Here is a 23,557-nt window from a genome sequence, read left to right as displayed (position 1 = left end):
ACAGGAACTGGAAGACGAGGTCATGCCCGGCATTCCCCCCATCGAGCCCTACACCCTGCCGTCCCCTGGTGACCTGCCTGCCAACACCGCCCGGTGGACACCTGACCCGGACCGCGCGGTCCTGCTCGTCCACGACATGCAGCGGTACTTCCTGGCACCGTTCCCGGAGACGGTCCGGGCGCAGCTGGTGAGCAACGCGGCGGCTCTGCGGAAGCGTTGCGCGGCCCTCGGTGTCCCGGTGGCCTACACCGCCCAACCCGGCGGCATGACCCAGGAACAGCGCGGTCTGCTGAAGGACTTCTGGGGTCCGGGCATGCGCCCGGACCCTGCCGACCGCGAGGTGGTCGACGAACTCGCCCCCTCGGAGGGCGACTGGCAGCTCACCAAGTGGCGCTACAGCGCCTTCTTCAACTCCCCGCTGCTGGAGCGGATGCGGGAGAGCGGCCGGGACCAGCTGATCATCTGCGGCGTCTACGCCCACGTCGGTGTCCTGATGTCCGCGGTCGAGGCCTTCACCAACGACATCCAGCCGTTCCTGGTCGCCGACGCCGTCGCCGACTTCAACGAGCAGTACCACCGCCTGGCCGTCAGCTACGCCGCCGAGCGCTGCGCGATGGTCCTGACCGCCGAGGAGGTCTTCGCGTGAGCCAGCCCATCACCGGCCCCGCCGGAGACGACCTGCTGGCCCGGATCCTGGCCGACCCGCCGAAGGCCTACGCGCTGCTGCACCGCCCCGAGTCGGTCGGCGCGGACAGCCTGGAGCTGCTGGTCGGCGACGTCACCGAGCCCGCGACGCTCGACGGCCTGCCGCTGCCGGACCAGCCGGCCCGGCCCGGCGCGCACCACGAGGTGCTGGCGGTCATCCCGTACCGGCAGATCGTCGAGCGCGGTTACACCGCCCCCGACGACGGCGCCCCGCTGATCGCGCTGACCGTCACCGGCCAGCAGCGGCTGAGCCTGGCGGACGCGCTGGCCCGGTTCCCGCAGGTGCCGACCGCGCTGCGCGGCGGGCACTTCGACGTGGACGACGAGGCCTACCAGGAGATCGTGCGCACCGTCGTCGAGCAGGAGATCGGCACCGGTGAGGGCGCCAACTTCGTCATCAAGCGCTCCTTCGTCGCCGACATCACCGACTACGGGCCGCACAGTGCGCTGTCACTGTTCTCCCGGCTGCTGTCGCGGGAGGTGGGCGCCTACTGGACGTTCCTCATCCACACCGGCGAGCGCACCTTCGTCGGCGCCTCGCCCGAGCGGCACATCAGCGTCGACGACGGCACGGCAGTGATGAACCCGATCAGCGGCACCTACCGCTATCCGGCCACCGGCCCCACCCTGACCGGCGTGATGGACTTCCTCGCCGACCGCAAGGAGGCCGACGAGCTGTACATGGTGGTCGACGAGGAACTCAAGATGATGGCCCGGATCTGCGAGGGCGGCGGCCGCGTGGTCGGCCCGTACCTCAAGGAGATGGCCCGGCTCGCGCACACCGAGTACCTGATCGAGGGCCGCACCACCCGCACGGTCGGCGAGATTCTCCGGGAGACCATGTTCGCCCCGACGGTAACCGGCTCCCCGCTGGAGAGCGCCTGTCGGGTGATCAGCCGCTACGAGCCGAAGGGCCGCGGCTACTACAGCGGCGTGGCCGCGCTGATCGGCCGCGACGAGAACGGCGGCCGCGCGCTGGACTCCGCCATCCTCATCCGCACCGCGGCCATCGACGCCGCCGGCCGGGTGGAGATCGGCGTCGGCGCGACCCTGGTGCGCCACTCGGACCCGGCCTCCGAGGCCGCGGAGACCCGCGCCAAGGCGTCCGGTGTGATGGCCGCCCTGGAGTCGGCCGGCCCGGTGCGGTTCGCCGACCACCCCGATGTCCGGGCCGTCCTGGAGCAGCGCAACGGCACCATCGCCGACTTCTGGCTGCGCGACGGCGCCGGCCACGGCACCGAGCAGCCCCGGCTGGTCGGGCGGAAGGTCCTGGTGGTGGACGCGGAGGACACCTTCACGTCCATGATCTACCACCAACTCACCTCCACCGGGATGGAGGTGACGGTCCACCGGTTCGACGACGAGTACTCCTTCGAGGGCTACGACCTGGTCGTGATGGGCCCCGGTCCGGGGGACCCGAGCGAGCCGGACAACCCGAAGATGGACCACCTGCGCACGGCGGTGCGCACCCTGCTGGAGCGGGGTGGCCCGTTCGTCGCGGTCTGCCTGAGCCACCAGGTGCTCTGCCTGGCGCTCGGCTTCGAGGTGGCTCGCCTCGACGCCCCCAACCAGGGCGTCCAGAAGCCGATCGACCTGTTCGGTTCGCGCGAACGAGTCGGTTTCTACAACACCTTCGCCGCGCGGAGCCGGGAGGACAAGCGCGACGTCGAGGGTGTCGGCGTGGTCGAGGTGAGCCGCAACCCGGATACCGGCGAGGTGTACGCGCTGCGCGGCCCGCACTTCGCCTCCATGCAGTTCCACGCCGAGTCGGTCCTCACTCAGGACGGTCCGCGCATCCTGGCGACCGCCGTGCGGGACGCGCTCGGCCTTTGACCACAGAACAGCGGGAGAAGCACATGCACCCCTACGTCGTCGTCGACGCCTTCGCGACCGAGCCGCTCAAGGGAAACCCGGTGGCCGTGTTCTTCGACGCGGATGACCTGACCGGCGATCAGATGCAGCGGATCGCCCGGGAGATGAACCTCTCGGAGTCCACCTTCGTGCTCAGCCCCAAGAACGGCGGGGACGCGCACATCCGGGTCTTCACCCCGGTCAACGAGCTGCCGTTCGCCGGCCACCCGCTGCTCGGCACCGCCATCGCGCTCGGCAACCGCGGTTCGGTGGACCAGCTCAAGCTGGAGACCGCGATGGGTCTGATCCCGTTCGAGCTGGTCCGCACCGACGGTGTGGTCACCTCGGCCTGGATGCAGCAGCCGATCCCGGTCTGGGAGCCCTTCGACCGGCGCGAGGAACTGCTCGCGGCGCTCGGGGTCACCGACACCGTGCTGCCGGTGGAGATCTACCGCAACGGCCCGCGGCACGTCCTGGTCGCGCTCGGCAGCGTCGAGGAGCTCTCGGCGCTCACCCCCGACCATCGTGCGCTGTCCGCGTTCGAGGACATGGCGGCCAACTGCTTCGCCGGCTCCGGCACCACGTGGCGCAACCGGATGTTCTCGCCGGCCTACGGCGTGGTCGAGGACGCTGCCACCGGCTCGGTGGCCGGTCCGATCGCGATCCACCTCGCCCGCCGCGGCCTGATCGAGTACGGGCAGCGCATCCAGATCACCCAGGGCGTCGAGATGGGCCGCCCCTCGCCGATGTTCGCGGTCGCGGAGGGCGAGGGCGACACCGTCTACTCGGTCGAGGCCGGCGGCGACGGCGTCCTCGTCATCGAGGGGACCATCCGGGTCTGACCGCCCCTCACCCGCACCTCGCACCCAGCTCGCGCCCAGCCACCGGAGTAGCCCCATGAGCAGCACCAAGTCGGAAACCCTCACCGGCACTGTCGAGATCGACTTCCCGCAGTTCCACACGCCCCCGGCGGAACCCATCGGGCTGCTCCGGGCCTGGCTCGACGAGGCGGTGCGGCACGAGGTCCGCGAGCCGAAGGCACTGGCGCTGGCCACCGCCGACGCCCAGGGCCGCAGTTCCTCGCGGATCGTGGTGGTGAACAAGGTGACCGACACCGGGCTCGTCTTCGTCACCCACGAGGGCAGCCGCAAGGGCCGGGAGATCGCCGAGAACCCGTGGGCCTCCGGACTGCTGTACTGGCGGGAGACCAGCCAGCAGATCGCCGTGGCCGGCCCGGTCGTGCGGCTGCCCGACAGCGAGGCCGACGCGCTGTGGGCCGCTCGCGCGGTCTTCACCCACGCCATGACCACGGCCTCGCGCCAGAGCGAGCCGTTGGGCGGCCTGGACGAGGTGGACGACCTGCGCGCGCGGGCCCGCGAGCTCGGTGAGCGCGGGCAGCCGTTGCCCCGCCCGGCCTCCTTCACCGCCTACGAACTGCGGCCCGAGGGGATCGAGTTCTGGGCCAACGGCACCGAGCGCCTGCACGAGCGGCTGCGCTACGACCGGGACGGCGACGGCTGGAACGTCAGCCGCCTCCAGCCGTAGGGCCCGCACCGGACCCACCGCCCCCCAGACCACACCTTCGAAGCGGAACGCGACAATCACCATGCAGGAGCACTTCCTCCACGCTGGCTTCCACTCCTTTGCCCAGCGCCTGCCGGACCGCCCGGCGCTCGCCCTGGGCGAGCGGACCTGGACGTACGCGGAGCTGGACACCATTGCCCGGGTCTGGGCGGCGGCGCTGCTCAAGGCGACCGACCGGCCCCAGCGGGTCGGCATCCTCGGTCACCGCAGCCTGGTCACCTACGTCGGCTTCCTGGCCGCCCTCTACGCGGGCGCCGCCGTCGTGCCGCTGAACAAGAAGTACCCGGTGGCCCGCAACCGGGACATCGCCGAACGGGCCGGCCTGGACGCGATCCTGGCCGACGACGGCTCGCTGTCGCAGCTGCGCCAGCTGCTGAACGCGCTGCCGGACGCCCCGCCGGCGCTGCTGCCGGGGAGCGACCAGGCGCCGGCCGGCACCCCGGCCAGCGCGTTGGTGCTCACCCGCGGCGACGTCGAGGGCTGCGCGCCGCTCGAGGCACCGCGGTTCACCGATCCGGGTGAGGTGGCCTACCTGCTGTTCACCTCGGGCTCGACCGGCAGGCCCAAGGGCGTGCCGATCACGCACCACAACGTGAGCCACTTCCTGCGGGTCAACGCCGAGCGGTACGGCTTCACCGCGGACGACCGCTTCACCAACACCTTCGACCAGACCTTCGACCTGTCGATGTTCGACTTGTTCATGGCCTGGGGAAGCGGCGCCTGCGTGGTGCCGATGGACACCTTCGAGCTGATGACGCCGCTGGACTTCATTCGCGAGCAGGGCATCACGGTGTGGTTCTCGGTGCCCTCGGTGGCGGTGCTGCAGCACCGCCGCGGGCTGCTCGAACCGGGCAGCCTGCCGTCCCTGCGCTGGAGCCTGTTCTGCGGCGAGGCGCTGCCGGAGACGGCGGCCCGGGCCTGGCAGGAGGCGGCTTCCGGGTCCGTGCTGGAGAACCTCTACGGGCCCACCGAGGCGACCATCGCCTGCCTGGTGCACCGATGGGACCCGGCTCTCTCCCCGGGGCTGTCGGTGAACGGGGTCGTCTCGATCGGTGCCCCGTACCCGGGCATGGCGACGGCCGTGCTCAACGAGGACGGCACCCCGGTGGCCGACGGCGGGACCGGCGAGCTGTGCCTGCACGGGCCGCAGGTCTTCGCGGGGTACCTCAACGCGCCGGAGCTGACCGCCAAGGCGTTCCACATCGTGACGGGGGAGGACGGCGAGACCCGCCGTTGGTACCGCACCGGCGACCTGGTCCGCCCGGGCGCCGGTGGGCAGTACGGCTACATCGGCCGCCTCGACACCCAGGTGAAGATCCTCGGCCACCGGGTCGAGACCGGCGAGGTGGAGGCGCACCTGCTGCGGCAGCCGGGCGTGGCGCAGGCCGTGGTGGTCGCGGTCCCGGGCACGGAGGAGGGTACCTCGGTGCTCGCCGCCGTGCTGTCCGGCGACGGACTGGACGTCTATGAGGTGGACGAGGGGCTGAACGCCACCCTGCCCCCGTACATGATCCCGCTCTCCTACCACGTGCTGGACGTCTTCCCGCTGAACGCCAACGGCAAGGTGGACCGCAAGGCGCTGCGCGAGCAGGTGGCCTCCGGCGAACTCGAGGCATTCCCCCTCTAGCAGACCGCCCCACCCGAGATCCACGCACCGGACCGAAGGGAACACACCCACATGAACGACGTGTCCGCGACCGACCCGGACGCCGCTCTCGCCCGACTCCGCGCCAGGGTGCGCGGCAAGGTGCTCGCCTTGGGCGACGACGGCTTCGACGCCGGCTGCGCGGGTTTCCAGACCGCCTACCGGCACCGGCCGGCCGTCCTGGTGCGCGCCGCCGGGGCCGAGGACGTGGTGGCGGCCGTGGCCCACGCCGCCGCCTGCGAGCTGCCGGTGGCCGTCCAGGCGACCGGGCACGGACTGTCCGTCCCCGCCGACGGTGGTGTGCTGATCGACACCGCCGGGCTCGCCGGGGTCACGGTGGACGCGCAAGCCAGGACCGCGCGGATCGAGGCCGGCGTCCGCTTCGCGGCGGTCGTCGACGCCGGCGCCCGCTACGGCCTCGCCCCGCTGAACGGCTCGGCGCCGGACGTCGGCGTGGTCGGCTACCTCCTCGGCGGCGGACTGGGCCTGCTGGCCCGGCAGTTCGGGTACGCGGCGGACCACGTCCGGGCGGTCGAGCTGGTCACCGCTGACGGCGCGGCGCGCCGGGTGACCGCCGACAGCGACCCCGAGCTGTTCTGGGCGCTGCGCGGCGCCGGCGCCAACTTCGGTGTGGTGACGGCGGTCGAGGTCGACCTGGTGCCGGTCACCCGGATCTACGGCGGCGAGCTGGTCTTCGACCTGGCCGGTACCCCCGGCCTGCTGGCCGAGTACCTGCGCTGGACCGAGACGCTCCCGGAGGAGCTGACCTCCTCGGTGTCGCTGATCGGCTACCCCGATCTGCCGGTCCTGCCGGAGCGGCTGCGCGGGCGCCACCTCGGCCATGTCCGGATCGCCTACACCGGCGACTCGCGCACCGGCGAGGAACTCGTCGCCCCGCTGCGCGCGCTGGGCCCCCGGCTGACCGATACGGTCGCCGAGATGCCGTACACGGAATGCGGCGCCATCTACAACGACCCGCCGCAGCCGCACGCCTACGTCGGCGACAACGTGCTGCTGCGCGAGTTCGGTGCGGGCCAGGCCGATGCGGTGGCCAAGCTTGCCGCCCCCGGTACCGCGGTGCCCTGCGTGGTCGACGTGCGCCACCTCGGCGGTGCCCTCGGCCGCGCCCCCGAGGTGTCGAACGCGGTCGGCCACCGGGACGCCCACTACCTGCTGCGGGTGCTGACCCCGGTGGGACTGGCGGAGCCGAACGAGGTCCGTGCCGCCCACCGAGCGCTGCTCGACACGGCCGACTCCGTTGTCGGCCGCTGCCAGAACCTGGTGTACGGCCGGTACGCGGACGGCGCCCCCGAGCGGCCCGCCGACGACTTCTGGGAGCCGGCCGACCATCGTCGGCTGACCGACCTGAAGACCCGGCTCGACCCGGCCAACCTGTTCCGCTCGAACCGCAACATCGCTCCCGGGAAGCACAACTGACGGACGATCGGCGAGAGGATTCGGATTCGTCCATGACCACCGACCCGTCGGCCGCCCGCGCGGCCGTGGACCTGCTGACCGGCGCTTGGCGCGCCCAGGCGGTCCATGTCGCCACCCGGCTCGGCCTGCCCGATCTGATCGCTGCGGGGCGGACCACCGGCGCCGCCCTCGCCGAGGCGACGGGCACGGACACCGATGCCCTGCACCGGCTGCTGCGGCTGCTGGTCATCCTGGGGGTCCTGGAGGGCGGGGAGCCGGACGGCTACCGCAACAGCGCCGTCGGCGACCTGCTGCGGGACCGGCCGGGCTCGCTGCGCGACCTGTCCCTGCTCTACGGCGAGGAGTTCTACCGCGCCTGGAGCGGCGCGGAGCATGCGCTGCGTACCGGTCGGCCCGCCTTCGAGCAGGAGTACGGACAGTCGCTGATCGCCTACTTGGGCGGGAACCAGGAGGCGGCCGGCCGGTTCCAGCGGGCCATGCAGGGCAGCAACTTCTTCTTCGAGCGGGTGCCCGAGGTCTTCGACTTCGCCGGGCGCAGGCTGGTGGTGGACATCGGCGGCGGCAGTGGGCAGTTGCTGTCCACCGTCCTGGCCGCCGCGCCGGATGCGCACGGTGTACTGGTCGACCTCCCGCACGTGCTGCCGATCGCCCGCGCCCACCTGGCGGCCACCGTCGGGGAGGACCGGGTCAGGCTGGTCGGCCAGGACATGTTCGAGGGCCCGCTGCCGGAGGGAGCCGACGCCTACCTGCTCTCCCGGGTGCTGGGGGACTGGGACGAGCCGGCCTGCCTGCGGCTGCTGGCCGAGGTCCGGGCCGTGATGCGTGCGGACAGTCGGCTGCTGGTGCTCGAGCGGGTGGTCCGGGAGGACGGCACCGGGCCGCTCGCCGCGCTCTGGGACGTGCACCTGCTGGTGGTCAACGGCGGTCGGCAGCGCACCCTGGACGAGTACCACACGCTGTTCGGCCGGTCCGGGCTGGCCGTCGAGCGGATCGAGGAACTCCCGATGGAGAACTCCGTGCTGGTGGTGGCCCCCGAGCGGTGAACCGGGGGCCCGCGCAACTAGACCGACCGGCGATAGGGCCCGTGACGTCGCGGGCCCCATCGCCGGTCGGTCTACGGGACCAGCGACTGCAGGGCCAGGCCGAGTCCACTCAGCGAGGTCAGCGAGTGGAGCCCCTCCACTGTCGCCTCGACGTCGAACCACTCCCGGAAGGCGAGCGGGTACCCGATCAACTCGCCCGCGCTGCGCGGCATCTTGGCGGCCGCGGCGGCCTCCTCGGACTCCCAGAGGAACACCGCCCCCCAGCGGTTCGAGGCCGGGTCGGACACCCAGATCTTGAGGATCAGGCCCGGTATGTCCGACCAGGCCTGCTCCGCCTCCTCACGGAGGAAATCGCGCAGGGTCTCCGCGCTCTGCTGTGACTCGGTGAGATCCCACCAAGCGATCATTGCCTTCATCGCACCAGTGTATGAATGGCGCTTGGCTGTTAAAACGTCATCTACGCCACAGTGCAGGCACGTTGACCGCGATTGAGTAGTGACCACTCAGGCGGGTGCGCCGCCCCGAGTGATCGAATCTGAGACGACGACACCCATCCGCATCCCATCGAACAGAGCCCGAGGGGCAGGGCCGGGCCGGCTGATCAGCCGGCCCGGCCGGCCGCCGACCGAGGAGGACCAGTGGCCCGCGCAGACCTGTCAATCCTGGATCTGCCTTATGACGCGAACCCGGATCCCGACGAGCTCGTCCGGGCCGCGATCGAGTGGCACTTCAGCCCGGAGACCGGCTCCCCGTTCTGGCTGGAGCGGGCGAAGACGCTGGACTTCGACCCGCTGGCGGACGTCAAGGGCTACGCCGACCTGACCCTGTTCCCCAATGTCGCCAACGAACTGCGCGACGTGCCCGCACACGACCTCATCCCGCGCGGCTACGGCGAACACCCGGACCTCGTCGGCATCTTCGAGAGCGGCGGCACCACCGGCGCGCCCAAGCGCGTGGTCTGCCCGACCGACTGGATGGAGAAGCTGGTCGGCTGGAGCAACGCCAACCTCGACGTGCACGGCTTCCCGCGTGGCGTGGACTGGCTCGGCATCACTCCGTCCGGCCCGCACATCGTCGGTGAGATCTTCCGTCGCTCGGCCACCACGCACGGCCGCCACGGCTTCCAGATCGACCTCGACCCGCGCTGGGTCAAGCGGCTGATCGCCGGCGGCAAGGGATCCCAGGCCGACGCCTACGCCGAGCACGTCATCGACCAGGCGACGCACATCCTGCGCACCCAGCCGATCGGCGTCATGACGGTGACCCCACCGCTGCTGGAGCGGATCGCCCAGCGCGAGGAGCTGGTGGAGCTGGTCAACGAGAAGGTGCGGGCGATCCGTTGGGGCGGCACCCAGATGGACGCCGACACCGCGGCGCTGTACCGCACCGAGATCTTCCCCGAGGCCACGCTGTACGGCCACTACGGCAGCACGATGATCCTCGGCATCGCCGGTGAGCGGCACGGTACCCCGATCGGCGAGCCGTGCGTCTTCGACACCTTCTCCCCGTACATCACCTTCCAGGTGGTGGACCCGCAGACCGGCGCCCCGGTCGCCTACGGGCAGCGCGGACAGGTCGTCATGCACCACGTCTCCAAGGCGCTGCTGCTGCCCAACAACCTGGAGCGCGACACCGCCATCCGGGTCGCCGCGCCCGAGGGCCGGGTCGGCGACTCGGCGGCCGGCATCGCCCCGGTCAAGACGTTCGACAACGAGACGGTCATCGAAGGGGTCTACTGATGGCAACGGCCACCGAGGAACCGCCGACGGTTGAGGCAGCGGCCGAATTGCCGGTGCTGGACGCGCTGGGACCCTCCGGTCCCTACCGCACCCACAACCGCCAGGAGATCACCGACGTCACCGGCGCGGTGATGGCCGAACTCAGCCTGGCGCCCGCGCTGTACGTCAACCGCGCGGTGAAGGCGCTGCGCGCGGCCACGCCGCTGCCGGCCGCCGGGCGGGCCGCCGCGCTGGCCCGCGCCGCTGAGCTGTTCCGCACCGCCACGCTCGGCGGCCTGACGCCGAAGGAGTACGAGGCCGCGGTCAGCCGGGTCTCCGGGCTGCCGATCGCCGTGGTGCGCACCGCCACTCAGACCTGCGCCGAGCGGGTCGGGCAGTCCTACCGAAGCGTCCAACTGGCCGGCCCGCGCGGCGCGGTGTCCGACTGGCGGGACCCGCTGGCGCGCACCGGCCAGGCGGTGTGGGCCCGCCGCGGCGAGGTGCTCGCCGTGCACGTGCCCGGCAACCACCCAGGCACGCACGGATTCTGGCCCGAGGCGCTGGCGCTCGGCTACCGGGTGGCGGTCCGCCCGGCCGCCCGGGAACCGTTCACCGCGCACCGGCTGGTGCTGGCGCTGCGCGAGGCCGGGTTCGGCAACGACCACGTGATGCTGCTGCCCTGCGGGCACGACGCGGCCGACGCCATCGTGCAGGGCGCCGACCTGGCCTACGGCGGCGACGAGATCATCCGCCAGTACGCCGACGACCCGGGGGTGCTCTCGCTGCAGCCGGGCCGCTCGAAGATCCTGGTGACCGCCGACGCCGACTGGCGCGATCACCTGGACATGATCGTCGACTCGATCACCCGGCACGCCGGCAGCGGCTGCGTCAACGCCACCGGCATCCTCGTCGAGGGCGACCCGGCGCCGCTGGCCGGGGCCATCGCCGAACGCCTGGCCGCGCTGCCGAGCCTGCCGCCGCACGACGAGCGGGCCTGCCTGCCGGTGCAGTCGGCCAAGTCGGCCCGGGCGTTGGAGAAGTACGTACTCGAACGCGCCCAGGGCACCCGGGCCTGGCTAGGCGGGACCGGCTTCGTCGACGAACTCGGCGACGGCAGCGCCGTCCTGCGGCCGACCGTCCACCAGGTGGACGCCCCGGACGCGCCGCAGGTGGGCGCCGAACTGCCCTTCCCGTGCGTGTGGGTGGCGCCCTGGAACCGGGCGGACGGGATCGCGCCGCTGCGCGACACCCTGGTGCTGGCCGTGCTCACCGAGGACGAGGAACTCGTCGACGAGCTGGTGGCGGAGCCGACGATCAGCAACCTGCACGTCGGTCCGCGCGCCACCCACTGGCACCGGCCGGGGCTGCCGCACGACGGCTACCTGGGCGAGTTCCTGATGCGCAGCAAGACGGTCGTCCGGGTCTGACGGCCCCGGGACGCTGAGTCTGCACGCGTTTCCAGCACCTTTTCGGCTCATTTGACGACGGCCGGGCATTTCGTGCCCGGCCGCCGCCGCATTTCGCGCCCGGAACTCCTCGCTCCTCGGCGGACCCAGGTCCGCGCCGCACTGTCGTGCCCGTCGGCATAAACGGTCTTTCTTCCTGCTAGCCAAGCTTGTTATTGGACAACCCCTCCGCTGGCAACGGATGATCACAGGGAAAGCGGAATACCGCAGTTCCAGGGGAGGAGCGCAGTGGATCACGCAGCTGAGCCGAATCCGACGGAGGGGGAATCCGCCGTCGGGCCGACGGCCGGATGGCGGTCCCCGGGTTCGGAGACGGCCGAGGTCGTCGCCGGGATCTGGCGTGAGGTGCTGGAGATCCCCGAGGTCGGGACCGAGGACAACTTCTTTGACATCGGCGGCCACTCGATCATGCTGCACATGGTCCGCGACCGGGTCTCCCAGCGGCTCGGCAAGGACGTCGAGCTGGTCGACCTGTTCAACCACCCGACCGTCAACTCCCTTGCGCGCTTCATGGATTCCGGATCCGGTGCGGACCGGTCCGACAACCGCCGGCCGGCCGGCCGGCGGACCCGCGGCAACACCCGGCTCGGCAACCGCCGGGCGCAGCTCGGCACCCGCGACGGGTCCGCCGCGGACGGCCTGCCCGGTCTGCCGGGCGAGGGGGGCTTCGGTGGCTGAGATCGAGTACTCCGCCGACGAGGACGAGTTCATCGCCGTCGTCGGAATGGCCGGCCGCTTTCCCGGCGCCGTGGACGTCGACGAATTCTGGCGCAATCTCGCCGCCGGTCTGGACACCATCGACCGCGAGCCCGCCCGGATCATTCCCGGTGGCGCCGCGGACGGAGGCGACCAGGAGTACGTGCCGGCCCGGGGCCGACTGGACGCCGCTGAATGGTTCGATGCCGAATACTTCGGCTATTCCGCCCGTGAGGCGTTCCTGATCGACCCGCAGCACCGGGTCTTCCTGGAAACCGCGGTGGCCGCACTGGAAAACGCCGGACAGGATCCGGACCGTTTCCCGGGCTCCATCGGCGTCTACGGCGGCTCCACCGAGACCCAGTACGCGCAGGCCCTGCGCGCCCAGCAGGACCGGTTGCCGGGCCTGACCGAGGACGAGATCCTGCTCGGCACCGCGCCGGACTTCCTGACCGCCCGCACCGCCGAACGGCTCGGACTGCGCGGCCCCGCCGTCGCGGTCCAGGCCGCCTGCGCCACCGCCCTGGTGGCCGTCCACACGGCCGGCCGCGCCCTGCTGGCCGGCGACTGCGACCTGGCACTGGCCGGCGGCGTCGCCGTGCACGTCCCGCCGAAGAAGATCGCCTGGACCGGCGGTGACGGCACCCTGGCGCCGGACGGCACCTGCCGCACCTTCGACGCCCGGGGCGCGGGCACCGTGGCCAGCAACGGCGTGGGTGTGGTCGTGCTCAAGCGGTTCTCCGACGCGCTGGCCGACGGTGACCACATCCGGGCGGTGCTGCGCGGTTCCGCCGTGACCAATGACGGCGCGCACCGGATCGGCTTCGGCGCGCCCAGCGTCGAGGGCCAGGCGGCGGCCGTGCGGGACGCGCAGGTCGCGGCCGGCACTGACGCCCGCACCATCACCTACATCGAGGCGCACGGCACCGCGACCCCGCTCGGCGACCCGATCGAGATGGCCGCACTGACCACGGCGTTCCGGGCCGACACCGAGGACACCGGCTTCTGCGCGATCGGGTCGGTGAAGACCAACATCGGGCACGCGGACGCGGCCGCGGGCGCCGCTGGGCTGATCAAGACCCTGCTGGCGCTCGAACACGGCCAGATCCCGCCGAGCCTGCACTTCGCCGAGCCGAACCCGCAGATCGACTTCACGTCCAGCCCGTTCCGGGTGGCCACCGAGCTGACCGCCTGGGAGCCCTGCGGGCCCACCCGGCGGGCCGGGGTGAGCTCCTTCGCCGTCGGCGGGGTCAACGCCCATCTGGTGCTGGAGGAGGCCCCGGCCCGGGCGGCCGAGGAGTCGGACCGCACCGCGCAGCTGCTGGTGTTCTCCGCCCGCACCACCTCGGCGCTGCAGGCCGGCGTCGACCGGCTCTCGGCGCACCTGGCCGAGTACCCCGGGCTGCCGGCGGCGGACGTCGCCTGGACCCTGCAGCAGGGGCGGCGCGAGCACGAGTACCGCGCGTTCGCGGTGGCCGGCGAGGACGGCCTCCAGGAGCTCGTGCCGGTGGTCGCGGCCGGCCCGGCCCGCCGCCGCCCGGTTGTCCTGCTGTTCCCCGGGCAACCAGGCCCGGCCGAGGCCTGGCGACTGCACGCCTCCGAGCCCGCCCTGCGGCGGGCGTTCACCACCTGCCTGGACGCCGTCGACCCCGAACTCGCCGCCCTGGTGCGGAAGGTGGCGCGCGGCGGGGCGTGGCCGGCCGACCCGGCGGTGCGCGACGTGTACGTGTTCGCTCTGGAGTACTCGCTCGCCGCGCTCTGGCACCGCTGGGGCGTCCGACCGGCGGAGGTGTCCGGTACCGGGGTCGGTGCCCTGGTCGCCGCCACCGTGGCGGGGGCGTTCGAGCCGGCCGACGCGCTGCGCCTGGTGGTCGCGAACGCCCGCGCCGGGCAGTTTGACGAAGTGCCGGAGGTCACCGCGCGCCCGCTGACGGTGCCGGTCGTGCTCGGCGGCGAGGGCCGCCGGTACGACGCCGGAGCCGTGGTGAGCGCCGAGCGGTGGGCCCGCGAGGCGCGCGAGGCGGACCGGGACGGCGCGACGGCCCACCTGCTCGCCGACCACGAGCGGATCCTTTTGCAGGTCGGCTTCGGCTCGGCGCTGGTCGACGCGGCCCGCGAGCACGAGTCCTTCACCCCGGCGCACACCGCGCTGGCGGCCTTCCCGGAGCGCGAACTGAACGGTGCCGACGCGCTGGAGACGCTCTACGCGGCGCTCGGCCGGCTCTGGGCCGAGGGCACCGCGGTCGACTGGGCGGGGGTGCACGACGGCGAGCGCCGGGCCAAGCTGCCGCTGCCCGGTTACGCCTTCGAGCGCTTGCCCTACCTGGTGCGGCACCCGGCCGACGGGACCACGGAGACGGCCTGGACGCCCGGCGCGCCGGCGTTGCCCGCGAGCGGGTCGCCGGATCCCTTCGCCGAAGTCGGTGCGGACACCGGGGCCGGGCAGCCGGCCGAGGTCGAGGAGCCGGCCCCGACCGGCGTCGGGCCGGCCGACGGCACCCCGCTCGCCTTCGTCCTGCGCCTTTTCGGGCAGGCCCTCGGCCTGGATGACATCGAGCCCGACGAGAGCTTCTTCGACCTGGGTGGCGACTCGCTGATCGGCGCCAAGCTGCTCGCCGAGATCCGCGAGGCGTACCCGGTCGACATCAAGGCCCGCTCGCTCTTCCTGACCCCCACCGCCGCCGGCATCGCCGACCTCATCGAGCGTCAGCTGGTCACCCCGCTCGCCTTCGTCCTGCGCCTTTTCGGGCAGGCCCTCGGCCTGGATGACATCGAGCCCGACGAGAGCTTCTTCGACCTGGGTGGTGACTCGCTGATCGGCGCCAAGCTGCTCGCCGAGATCCGCGAGGCGTACCCGGTCGACATCAAGGCCCGCTCGCTCTTCCTGACCCCCACCGCCGCCGGCATCGCCGACCTCATCGAGCGTCAGCTGGCCGACGGGGGCAACCAGCACAGCACAGACAAGGAGTCCCGATGACGGGCGGCGCGGACGTGACGTCCCCAGCGCTGACGGCAGCCGAGAGCCGCTGGCTGTCCAGCCGGAGGTCCAGGCAGGAGACCTTCACGGACCTCTACTGCTTCGCGCACGCGGGCGGCTCGGCCGGCGAGTTCATGCGCTGGTCCGACGGCCTGCCCGGGGTCAAGCTCTGGGCGGTGCGGATGCCAGGCCGGGCGCCGCGCGAGAGCGAGCCGCCGTACACCCGGATGACCGAGCTGGTCGCCGACCTGGTCGAGCAGATCGACTTCAGCCGGCGGGACTTCGCCTTCTTCGGCCACAGCCTCGGTGGCCTGGTGGCCTTCGAGGTCACCCGGGCGCTGCGCAAGGCCGGACGCAAGCTGCCGAGCCGGCTCCTGATCTCCTCGATGCAGCCGCCGCCGATCACCACGACGAAGGGCGCGAGCCGGCTGTCCTCCGAGGGGCTGTTGGCCGAGATCGAGGGCCGCTGGGGCGCGCTGCCGCAGGAGATCCACGACGACCCGGAGCTCAAGGAGATCGTCCTCGGCTACCTGCGCTCCGACGCCGAGATCGCGGACACCTACGAGTACGTGGCCGAAGAGCCGCTGCCCGTTCCGATCACCGCGTTCGTCGGTTCCGAGGAGAACCGTGCGCAGCTGGACTGGCAGACGCACACCACGGCTGGACTCGACGCGCACGTCCTCAAGGGCGGCCACTTCTACTTCCGCGACGGGGAACAGCAGCGAGAACTGATCCGGCTCATCGGCCGGGCGACGAGCGCGGACGCGTAGGGGGACCGACATGCGTTACACGACCTTCGGCCGCAGGACCGGCCTGCGGGTGTCCGAGTTCGCGCTCGGCACCGCCAACTTCGGCACCCTCTGGGGCGGCGGTGCCACCAAGAGCGAGGCCCGCAAGGTGTTCGAAAGGTTCGCCGACGCCGGCGGCACCCTGATCGACACCGCCGACAACTACCAGATCGGCGAGTCCGAGAAGCTGCTCGGCGAGTTCCTGGCGGCCGACCGCGACCACTTCGTGGTGACGAGCAAGTTCTCCCTCGGCGCGGGCCGGGCCCGGATCTCCAGCACCGGCAACAGCCGCAAGAACATCCGCGTTTCGGTCGAGGCGAGCCTCAAGCGGCTGCGCACCGACCACCTGGACCTGTACTGGGCCCACCTGCCGGACGAGGTCACGCCGGTGGAGGAGGTTCTGACGGCGCTGGACGACCTGGTCCGCGACGGCAAGATCCTCCATGCCGGGCTGTCCAACTTCCCCGCGTGGCGGGTCAGCCGCGCCGCCACCATCGCCGAACTGCGCGGCTGGGCACCGCTGGTGGGTGTCCAGTTCGAGTACAGCCTGGCCGAGCGCGGCGCCGACCGCGAACTGCTGCCGATGGCCGAGGCCCTGGGCCTGGGCAGCGCGCTGTGGTCCCCGCTCGGCGGCGGCATGCTCACCGGCAAGTACCGGCACAGCCGTGAGGGTCGACTCAGCGACTGGGACGGCCTGGCCATCCGCCAGGAGGACAGCGAGCAGCGCACCGCCGTCCTCGACGCGGTCCTCGCCGTCGCCGAGGAGACCGGCCGCTCCGCGGTTCAGGTCGCCATCGGCTGGCTGCGGGCCAAGGCCGCCCGCTCGACGACGGCGATGGTGCCGGTGATCGGACCCCGCACGGTCGACCAGCTGGATGAGTACCTCGCAGCCCTCGACCTGGCTCTCGACGACGCCCAGGTGGCCCGGCTGGACGAGGTCAGCGCGATTCGCCCCGGGCAGCCGTACGAACTCATCGCCGGCCACCGGGACACGGTGCTCGGCGTCGAGGACGGCCGCTTCATCCGGCCGGCGACCCCGGTTGCCTGAGGCCCCAGAGAGGTCCCGAACGTGAAGAGGAGGGGCGGACCAGCATGACCGAATACGACCCTGCCGATGGTGGGGCGGAGATCGCCATCGTCGGTGTGGCGGCCCGCTTCGGGCCGGCGGCCGATGTCGAGGCCTTCCGAGGGCAGCCGCGTACGGCGGCCGGCCCGGACCTGGCCCTCGACGACCCGTACGCGTTCGACAACACGTTCTTCGGCATCTCCCCGCGGGAGGCCGTGATCATGGACCCGCAACAGCGGATCCTGCTGGAGTGCGCGTACCACGCACTGGAGGACGCGGGCGTCCAGGTCGCGGCCGACGATCTCGTGGTCGGCATCTACGCGGGCGGCGCCAGCACGTCGCACGCGGCGCGGCTGCGGGCCCGGGCCGACCGGTTGGTGCATGTGGATGACCGGGAGATCCGGGCGGCCACCGGCGCAGACTTCCTGGCCTCCCGGGCCGCCTACAAGCTGGGCCTGACCGGCCCGGCGGTGTCCGTCCAGGCGGCGGGCGCCACCGCCCTGGTGGCCGTGCACACGGCAGTCCAGGGCCTGCTCGGCGGCGAGTGCGACCTCGCGCTGGCGGGCGCGGTCACCGTGCAGGTCGCCCAGGACGGCGGTGGCGCCGGCGGCTGCGGGATCGTCGTGCTCAAGCCGCTGCAGGCGGCACTGGAGGACGGCGACCGGATCTACGGCGTCGTCCGGGCCACGGCGGTCGGCACCGCCGGGCGGGGTGAGCAGCCGGAGGCCGCCCGGGCCCGGATCGCCCGGGACGCCCGCGCGGTCGGCGGGGTGAGTGCGGAGTCGGTCCTGATCCGCGACCTGCCGGCGGCCGGCGCGGACCTCACCGACACCGCTCCCGTGACGGCCGCGCTGATCGAGAGCGTGCTGGCGGTCCAGGACGGCGGGCCGCCCGGGGGGGCCGACGGCTGGCCGGCCGAGGACGGCTGCCGGCGGGTCGGGCTGAGTGCCGCCGGCCCGTTCGGCGGCCACGCTCACGCCATCGTCGAGCAGGCCCCGGCCGGCCGCGCCGGCGCGGACCGGCGGTCGGCCCCGGCCGGCGAGGGCTGGCAGCTGCTGCCCTTCTCGGCGAAGTCCGCGGCCGGGCTGGACGACCTGTCCGCCCGCCTCGGCCGCCACCTGGGGGGCGTCGGGGACGCCGAGCTCCCGGACGCCGCTTGGACCTTGCAGACCGGCCGGACGGCCCACCCGCACCGCCGCTACGTGGTGGCCCGCACCGCCGCCGAGGCGGTCGAGGAGTTGGAGACCGCGAAGGCCCCGGGCCGGGCCGCCCGGAAGACGCGGCGTGAGGCGCCGCCGGTGGTCTTCACCTTCCCCGGCAACGGTGGCCAGCACCTGGGAATGACCCGCGAGCTCTACCGTACCGACGCCCGGTTCCGTGTCGACATCGACGCCTGCTCCGAGCACGTCCTCGCCGAACAGGGCCTGGACCCGCGCCGGTTGGTCGACCCCGCGCCCGACGACGAGGAGCGGGTGCGCAAGGAGCTGGCGCTCGGCATCATCGCCCAGACCGGCGTGTTCGTGGTCGAGTACGCCCTCGCCCGTGCCTTCGCGCGCTGGGGCGTGCGCCCCAGCGCAGTGGTCGGGCACAGCCTCGGTGCCTACGCGGCCGCCTGTGTGGCCGGGGTGTTCTCCTTCCCCGACGCGATCAAGCTGGTCGGCAAGCGCACCGAACTGCTCGCCGGTCTGAAGCCCGGCGCCATGGCGGCGGTCCGACTGCCCGAGGCCGACCTGCTCCCGCTGCTCCCGGAGGGCGTGGGCATCGGCGCGATCAGCGGACCGGACCAGGTGTCGGTCTCCGGCCCGAAGGACCTGGTCGAGCAGTTCGTCGAGGAGGCCGCGGCGGCCGGCCACGAGGTCCGGCTGCTGAAGATCCCCGGTGCCGGGCACTCCTCGCTGGTCGACCCGGTGCTGGACGAGTTCGAGGCGTTCGTGGCTGGCATCGAGCTCAACGAGCCGTCCGTCCCGGTCATTTCGGACACCACCGGCACCTGGGTCGAGCCCGCACGGATCGCCACCCCCGGCTACTGGCGCGACCATATGCGCCGGACCGTCCGCTACCACGAGGTGCTCGACACGCTGGCAGCGATCCCGCACAGCGTCCTGGTCGAATGCGGCCCCGGCACGAGCCTGTCCTCACTTGCCCGCCGCCACCCGCAACTGCGCGAGGAGCACGAGATCCTTCAGGCGCTGCCGCACCCGACCGACCCGACCTCGGACGTGAAGATCCTGCTGGCCGCGCTGGGCGGCCTGTGGGCGGCCGGGGCCGACGTGGCCTGGCCGGAACTCCACGCGCCGCAGACCCCCCGGAAGACCGCCGTGCCCGGCTACCCGTTCCGGCGCACCGCCTTTCCGGTACCCGCGAACTGACGCATCCCTCCCCGGGCACGCCCGCACGCGTGCCCGGGGCCGGACCACCAACAGCAGGAGGCAACAACCATGGTGAAGTCCCTTTACGAGCTCGGCGAGATGCCCCCGCTCGGCGAGGTGCCCGAGAAGATGTACGCCAACCTGATCCGCCCGGACCGCTACGGCGAGCCGATCAAGTCCTTCGCCGTCGAGGTGATCGACACGCCCAAGCCGGGGCCCGGCCAGGTGCTGGTGTGGGTGATGGCGGCCGGCATCAACTACAACAACGTCTGGGCCGGGTTGGGCTTCCCGCTCGACGTCATCCGCGCCCGGCAGAAGGCGGGCGAGCCGGAGAACTTCCACATCGGCGGGTCCGAGGGATCAGGCGTGGTCTTCGCGGTCGGCGAGAACGTGGCCGGAGTCAAGATCGGCGACCACGTGGTGCTCTCGGGCGGGCAGTGGGACGAGCACGCCGAGGACATCCGCCTGGGCACCGACCCGACCATGGCCGACAGCACCAAGGCCTGGGGCTTCGAGTCCAACTTCGGCTCCTTCGCCCAGTTCGCGCTGGTGCAGGACTTCCAGTGCCACCCGAAGCCGAAGAACCTGACCTGGGAGTCGGCGGCCTCGTTCATCCTGACCGGCGCCACCGCCTACCGCCAGCTCTTCGGCTGGGCGGGCAACACGGTCCAGCCCGGTGACCCGGTGCTGGTCTGGGGCGGCGCGGGCGGCCTCGGCTCGATCGCCATCCAGCTGGTGCGCAACGCCGGCGGCCTGCCGGTCGCGGTGGTCTCCAGCGACGAGCGCGGCGAGTACTGCCGCAAGCTCGGTGCGGTCGGCTACATCGACCGCACCAAGTTCACCCACTGGGGCCGGATGCCCGACCTGATGGACCCCGCCTACGGTGAGTGGATGGGCCAGGTCCGTGCCTTCGGCAAGGCCTTCTGGCAGGAGCTCGGCGAGCGGCGCGCGCCGAGGATCGTGTTCGAGCACAGCGGCCAGGACACCATCCCCACCTCGATGTACCTGTGCGACACCGGCGGCATGGTGGTCATCTGCGGTGGCACCTCCGGCTACGCGGCCGACGTCGACCTGCGCTTCCTGTGGATGCGCCAGAAGCGCCTCCAGGGCTCCCACGGCTTCAACCCGTCGCAGGTGCGCGCCATGATCCAGCTGGTCTCGGCCGGGCTGGTCGACCCCTGCCTGTCCGACCCGTTCACCTTCGACAAGATCGGTGACGCGCACCAGCTGATGCACGAGAACCGCCAGCCCCCCGGCAACATGGCCGCCCTCGTCAACGCGTCCCGCGCGGGCCTGACCGACCTCGGCTGACGGCCGCCTCCGGTCAGCCGGCGGACGCAAGCCCACGACGAACGGACGGCCATGAGTACTGGAACCAGAACCGGACGACGCCCGTCGCCACTCACCGAGATCCTCGCCCGCAGGGCCGAGGAGACCCCGGACCAGGTCGCCTACGTCCACCTCGTCAACGGCGAGGAACCGGGCGAGCAGACCACCTACCGGGAACTGCACGACGCCGTGCGGGGCCGGGCCGCTGCCCTCGCGCGGCTGGCCGGCAGCACGCCCAGCGCGGTGCTGATGTACCCCACCTGCCTGGAGTTCATCCGGGGTTGGCTGGCCTGCGCCACGGCCGGACTCCAGGGAGCACCGGTCCAGGTGCCGACCCGCGAGTACGGCGTGCAGCGGCTCCGCGGGATCGCCGACGACGCGGGCACCACGTTGGTGCTCACCACCCGTGCCGTGCGTGAGCAGGTGCTCGCGGACTTCGGCGGCCTGCCCGACCTCGCCGGGCTCGAACTGATCGCCACCGACGAGTTGCCCGCCTCCGGAGAGCCGGCCCGGCTGCCCGGGGTGAGCCTGTCCGACGTGGCCCTGCTGCAGTACACCTCCGGCTCCACCGGCTCGCCCAAGGGCGTGATGGTCACCCACGCCAACTTCTGGGCCAACGCCGAGGAGACCGACGCCCTGTGGCCGGTCGGCGACGACGGCGTCATGGTCTCCTGGCTGCCGTTCTTCCACGACATGGGCCTGATGCTCGGTGTGGTGCTGCCCCTGTGGTCCGGCCACCCGGCCTACCTGATGGGCCCGGAGGCGTTCATCCGCCGCCCGGCCCGGTGGGTGGAGGCACTCTCGCGCTTCCGGGGCACGCACACCGCGGCGCCGAACTTCGCCTACGACCTGGTCGTGCGCAGTGGTGGGCCCCGGCACCCGGTCGACCTCTCGCACTGGCGGGTGGCGATCAACGGTGCCGAGCCGGTGCGCGCGGCGACGGTGGAACGTTTCACCGAGGCGTTCGCCGAGTACGGACTGCCCCCGGCGGCCATGGCTCCGGCCTACGGCCTGGCCGAGAACACGCTCAAGGTGGCCGGCTGCCCGCCCGAGATCCGGGCGGCCGCCCTGCGGCTCGACGCCGAGGCACTGCGCACCGGCCGGGTGGTGCCGGTGCCCGCCGCGGACGAGCGGGGCGAGGACCGGCCCACCGCTTCCGTGGTGAGCTGCGGGACCGTGGTCGGCGACACCCGGGTACGGATCGTGGACCCGGCCACCGGGCGGGCCGTCGGCTCCGACCGGGTGGGCGAGATCTGGGTGGACGGCCCGTGCGTGACGGCCGGCTACATCGGCCGCGAAGAGGAGACCGAGCGGGTCTTCCGCGCCCGGATCACGGGTGAGGAGGGCGCCGTGACCTACCTGCGCACCGGGGACATGGGCTTCGTCCGCGGCGACGAGCTGTACGTCACCGGCCGCCTGAAGGACCTGATCATCATCAAGGGCCGCAACCACTACCCGCAGGACATCGAACGGACGGTGGAATCCAGCCATCCGCTGCTGCGCCCGGCGTCCTCTGCCGCGTTCCCGGTGGAGGACGGCGAGCGCGAGGCCGTGGTCGTCGTGGTCGAGGCCGACACCGCCGTGCTGAAGCGGATGGCCGAGGACGAGATGGTGGCCGCGGTGCGCGAGGCGGTGCGGCGCAACCACCGGATCGACCTCGACGAGGTGGTGCTGATCCGCCGCGGCAACCTGCCGAAGACCACCAGCGGCAAGGTGCGCCGCCGGTACTGCCGGGATCTCTACCTGGCAGGCCGGCTGCAGCGGCTCGGCGGGAGGCTCGAACCGGTCGCGTCCTGACCGCGGCCCGCGGCACGCGTCGCCCGTCCTCCCACGGACGGGCGACGCGCGACTTTCGACACCGAACTCGGATCAAACTCAAGTCCCATAAAAACCAGTGATATTGACGAACCGGATGCCTAGACTCGCGGCATGGAGTTGCGTCAGTTGGAGTACTTCGTTGCCGTTGCCGAAGAAGGCAGCTTCACCAAGGCCGCCGCCCGGGTCTACGTGACCCAGCCGTGCGTGAGCGCGCAGGTGCGGAGACTGGAACGGGAGCTCGGCCAGAACCTGCTGGACCGAAGCGGCCGTTCGGTGCAGCTGACCGAGTACGGCCTGGCCGCGCTGCCGCACGCGCGCGTCGTGCTGGCCGCCGCCGACAGCCTGCGCAACGCCGTGGACGACCTCACCGGTGTGGTCCACGGCCAGGTCACGGTCGGCTCGGTGGCCTCCTCGCTGTCACTCAGCCTGCCCGAGGTGATCGCCGACTTCAGCGAGAAGTACCCCGCTGTCGAGATATCCCTGTCCGAGGGCAGCACCGAGCAACTGGTGGAGGCCACCCGTGCCGGCCGGGTCGACGTCGCCATCATCGGCCTGTCCGCCGACCCTCCGCCCGGGCTGGACGTGCAGGTCATCGCCGACGAGCCGCTGGTCGGCGCGGTCAGCCACGACCATCCGCTGGCCCAGCGGAGCACCGTCACCGTGGACGAGCTGCAGGACCACGCGCTGATGTGCCTGCCCGCCGGCAGCGGCCTGCGGGCGGCCTCCGACGCGGCCTGGGCAGCTGCGGGCATCAGCCCCCGGATCGCCTTCGAGGCGAGCGACCCGCGGGTGCTGGCCCAACTCGCCTCGCGCGGTCTCGGGGTGGCGATCCTGCCCGAGCCGTTCGTCAGCGCCAACGCGGATCAGTTGCACCCGGTGCGGATCCCCAGCCCACACCTGCGCGCCCGGCTCGCGATCGCCTGGCGGCCCGGCGGCGGTCTCGGCCCCGCGGCCCGCGCCCTGGTCTCCTACACGCGTACCGTATTGATATGACGAGATCTCAAAAACCATTAGCCGCAACGACGTTCGTGCGCGACGCGGCCAGGTTCGCCCGCCGCTCGCAGG

Annotated in this window: 18 protein-coding genes; 17 read left to right on the top strand and 1 reads right to left on the bottom strand. The window is 72.4% G+C overall.

Annotated features, from left to right (window positions below):
• The first annotated feature begins 22 nt into the window (after positions 1-22).
• The 7 genes from ACWDAK_RS22485 to ACWDAK_RS22455 all read left to right on the top strand — a co-directional run bounded on the left by ACWDAK_RS22485 (position 23) and on the right by ACWDAK_RS22455 (position 8,265).
• Positions 23-646 (top strand): isochorismatase family protein, encoded by a 624-nt coding sequence (locus ACWDAK_RS22485; protein ID WP_344639933.1) that lies wholly within the window; start codon positions 23-25, stop codon positions 644-646.
• A gap of 8 nt (positions 647-654) precedes the next feature.
• The gene (locus ACWDAK_RS22480; protein WP_425557820.1) at positions 655-2,538 is read left to right on the top strand and encodes an anthranilate synthase family protein; all 1,884 of its coding nucleotides are present in this window, start codon (positions 655-657) and stop codon (positions 2,536-2,538) included.
• Positions 2,535-3,398 (top strand): PhzF family phenazine biosynthesis protein, encoded by an 864-nt coding sequence (locus tag ACWDAK_RS22475; RefSeq protein WP_344639931.1) that lies wholly within the window; start codon positions 2,535-2,537, stop codon positions 3,396-3,398. Before ACWDAK_RS22480 ends, ACWDAK_RS22475 begins: the two co-directional genes overlap by 4 nt.
• 55 nt (positions 3,399-3,453) lie before the next feature.
• The gene (gene phzG, locus ACWDAK_RS22470) at positions 3,454-4,101 is read left to right on the top strand and encodes a phenazine biosynthesis FMN-dependent oxidase PhzG (RefSeq protein ID WP_344639930.1); all 648 of its coding nucleotides are present in this window, start codon (positions 3,454-3,456) and stop codon (positions 4,099-4,101) included.
• Between the two features lie 61 nt (positions 4,102-4,162).
• Complete coding sequence (locus tag ACWDAK_RS22465; protein ID WP_427395841.1) at positions 4,163-5,767, top strand: amino acid adenylation domain-containing protein; 1,605 nt, start codon at positions 4,163-4,165, stop codon at positions 5,765-5,767.
• Between the two features lie 51 nt (positions 5,768-5,818).
• Entirely contained in the window at positions 5,819-7,222 is a 1,404-nt protein-coding gene (locus tag ACWDAK_RS22460; RefSeq protein WP_427395842.1) for an FAD-binding oxidoreductase, read from the top strand.
• Between the two features lie 32 nt (positions 7,223-7,254).
• On the top strand, positions 7,255-8,265 hold the full coding sequence (locus ACWDAK_RS22455) for a methyltransferase (protein WP_427395843.1): 1,011 nt from the start codon (positions 7,255-7,257) through the stop codon (positions 8,263-8,265).
• Positions 8,266-8,336: 71 nt separating this feature from the next.
• Here the strand turns inward: ACWDAK_RS22455 and ACWDAK_RS22450 are convergent, their stop codons facing one another.
• Complete coding sequence (locus ACWDAK_RS22450; RefSeq protein WP_344639926.1) at positions 8,337-8,681, bottom strand: YdhR family protein; 345 nt, start codon at positions 8,679-8,681, stop codon at positions 8,337-8,339.
• A 222-nt stretch (positions 8,682-8,903) separates the two neighbouring features.
• Here ACWDAK_RS22450 and ACWDAK_RS22445 point away from each other — a divergent pair, with 222 nt between their 5' ends.
• The 10 genes from ACWDAK_RS22445 (at position 8,904) to ACWDAK_RS22400 (ending at position 23,485) form a co-directional block, all read left to right on the top strand.
• Entirely contained in the window at positions 8,904-10,004 is a 1,101-nt protein-coding gene (locus ACWDAK_RS22445) for a phenazine antibiotic biosynthesis protein (RefSeq protein ID WP_344639925.1), read from the top strand.
• Positions 10,004-11,410 carry an aldehyde dehydrogenase family protein gene (locus tag ACWDAK_RS22440; protein WP_427394871.1) on the top strand — a complete coding sequence of 469 codons (1,407 nt, stop codon included), beginning with the start codon at positions 10,004-10,006 and terminating at the stop codon, positions 11,408-11,410. Before ACWDAK_RS22445 ends, ACWDAK_RS22440 begins: the two co-directional genes overlap by 1 nt.
• A 267-nt stretch (positions 11,411-11,677) precedes the next feature.
• Positions 11,678-12,127 carry a phosphopantetheine-binding protein gene (locus ACWDAK_RS22435; protein WP_344639923.1) on the top strand — a complete coding sequence of 150 codons (450 nt, stop codon included), beginning with the start codon at positions 11,678-11,680 and terminating at the stop codon, positions 12,125-12,127.
• Positions 12,120-15,122, top strand: coding sequence for a type I polyketide synthase (locus ACWDAK_RS22430; RefSeq protein ID WP_427394870.1), 3,003 nt, complete (start codon positions 12,120-12,122; stop codon positions 15,120-15,122). The genes ACWDAK_RS22435 and ACWDAK_RS22430 overlap by 8 nt, the downstream gene beginning before the upstream one ends.
• Complete coding sequence (locus ACWDAK_RS22425; protein WP_427394869.1) at positions 15,119-15,892, top strand: thioesterase II family protein; 774 nt, start codon at positions 15,119-15,121, stop codon at positions 15,890-15,892. The genes ACWDAK_RS22430 and ACWDAK_RS22425 overlap by 4 nt, the downstream gene beginning before the upstream one ends.
• Positions 15,893-15,902: 10 nt before the next feature.
• Entirely contained in the window at positions 15,903-16,958 is a 1,056-nt protein-coding gene (locus ACWDAK_RS22420; protein WP_427394868.1) for an aldo/keto reductase, read from the top strand.
• A gap of 44 nt (positions 16,959-17,002) precedes the next feature.
• Entirely contained in the window at positions 17,003-19,345 is a 2,343-nt protein-coding gene (locus ACWDAK_RS22415; protein ID WP_344639919.1) for a type I polyketide synthase, read from the top strand.
• 69 nt (positions 19,346-19,414) lie between these two features.
• Positions 19,415-20,656, top strand: coding sequence for a crotonyl-CoA carboxylase/reductase (ccrA, locus tag ACWDAK_RS22410; protein WP_344639918.1), 1,242 nt, complete (start codon positions 19,415-19,417; stop codon positions 20,654-20,656).
• A gap of 51 nt (positions 20,657-20,707) precedes the next feature.
• Positions 20,708-22,471, top strand: coding sequence for a fatty acyl-AMP ligase (locus tag ACWDAK_RS22405; protein ID WP_427394867.1), 1,764 nt, complete (start codon positions 20,708-20,710; stop codon positions 22,469-22,471).
• Between the two features lie 132 nt (positions 22,472-22,603).
• Positions 22,604-23,485 carry a LysR family transcriptional regulator gene (locus ACWDAK_RS22400; protein WP_344639916.1) on the top strand — a complete coding sequence of 294 codons (882 nt, stop codon included), beginning with the start codon at positions 22,604-22,606 and terminating at the stop codon, positions 23,483-23,485.
• Positions 23,486-23,557: the final 72 nt, after the last annotated feature.

The organism is Kitasatospora sp. NPDC001175, from assembly GCF_053598215.1.
The sequence above is the reverse complement of the archived record's forward strand: the minus strand, read 5'-3'. Positions and strand labels throughout refer to the sequence as shown.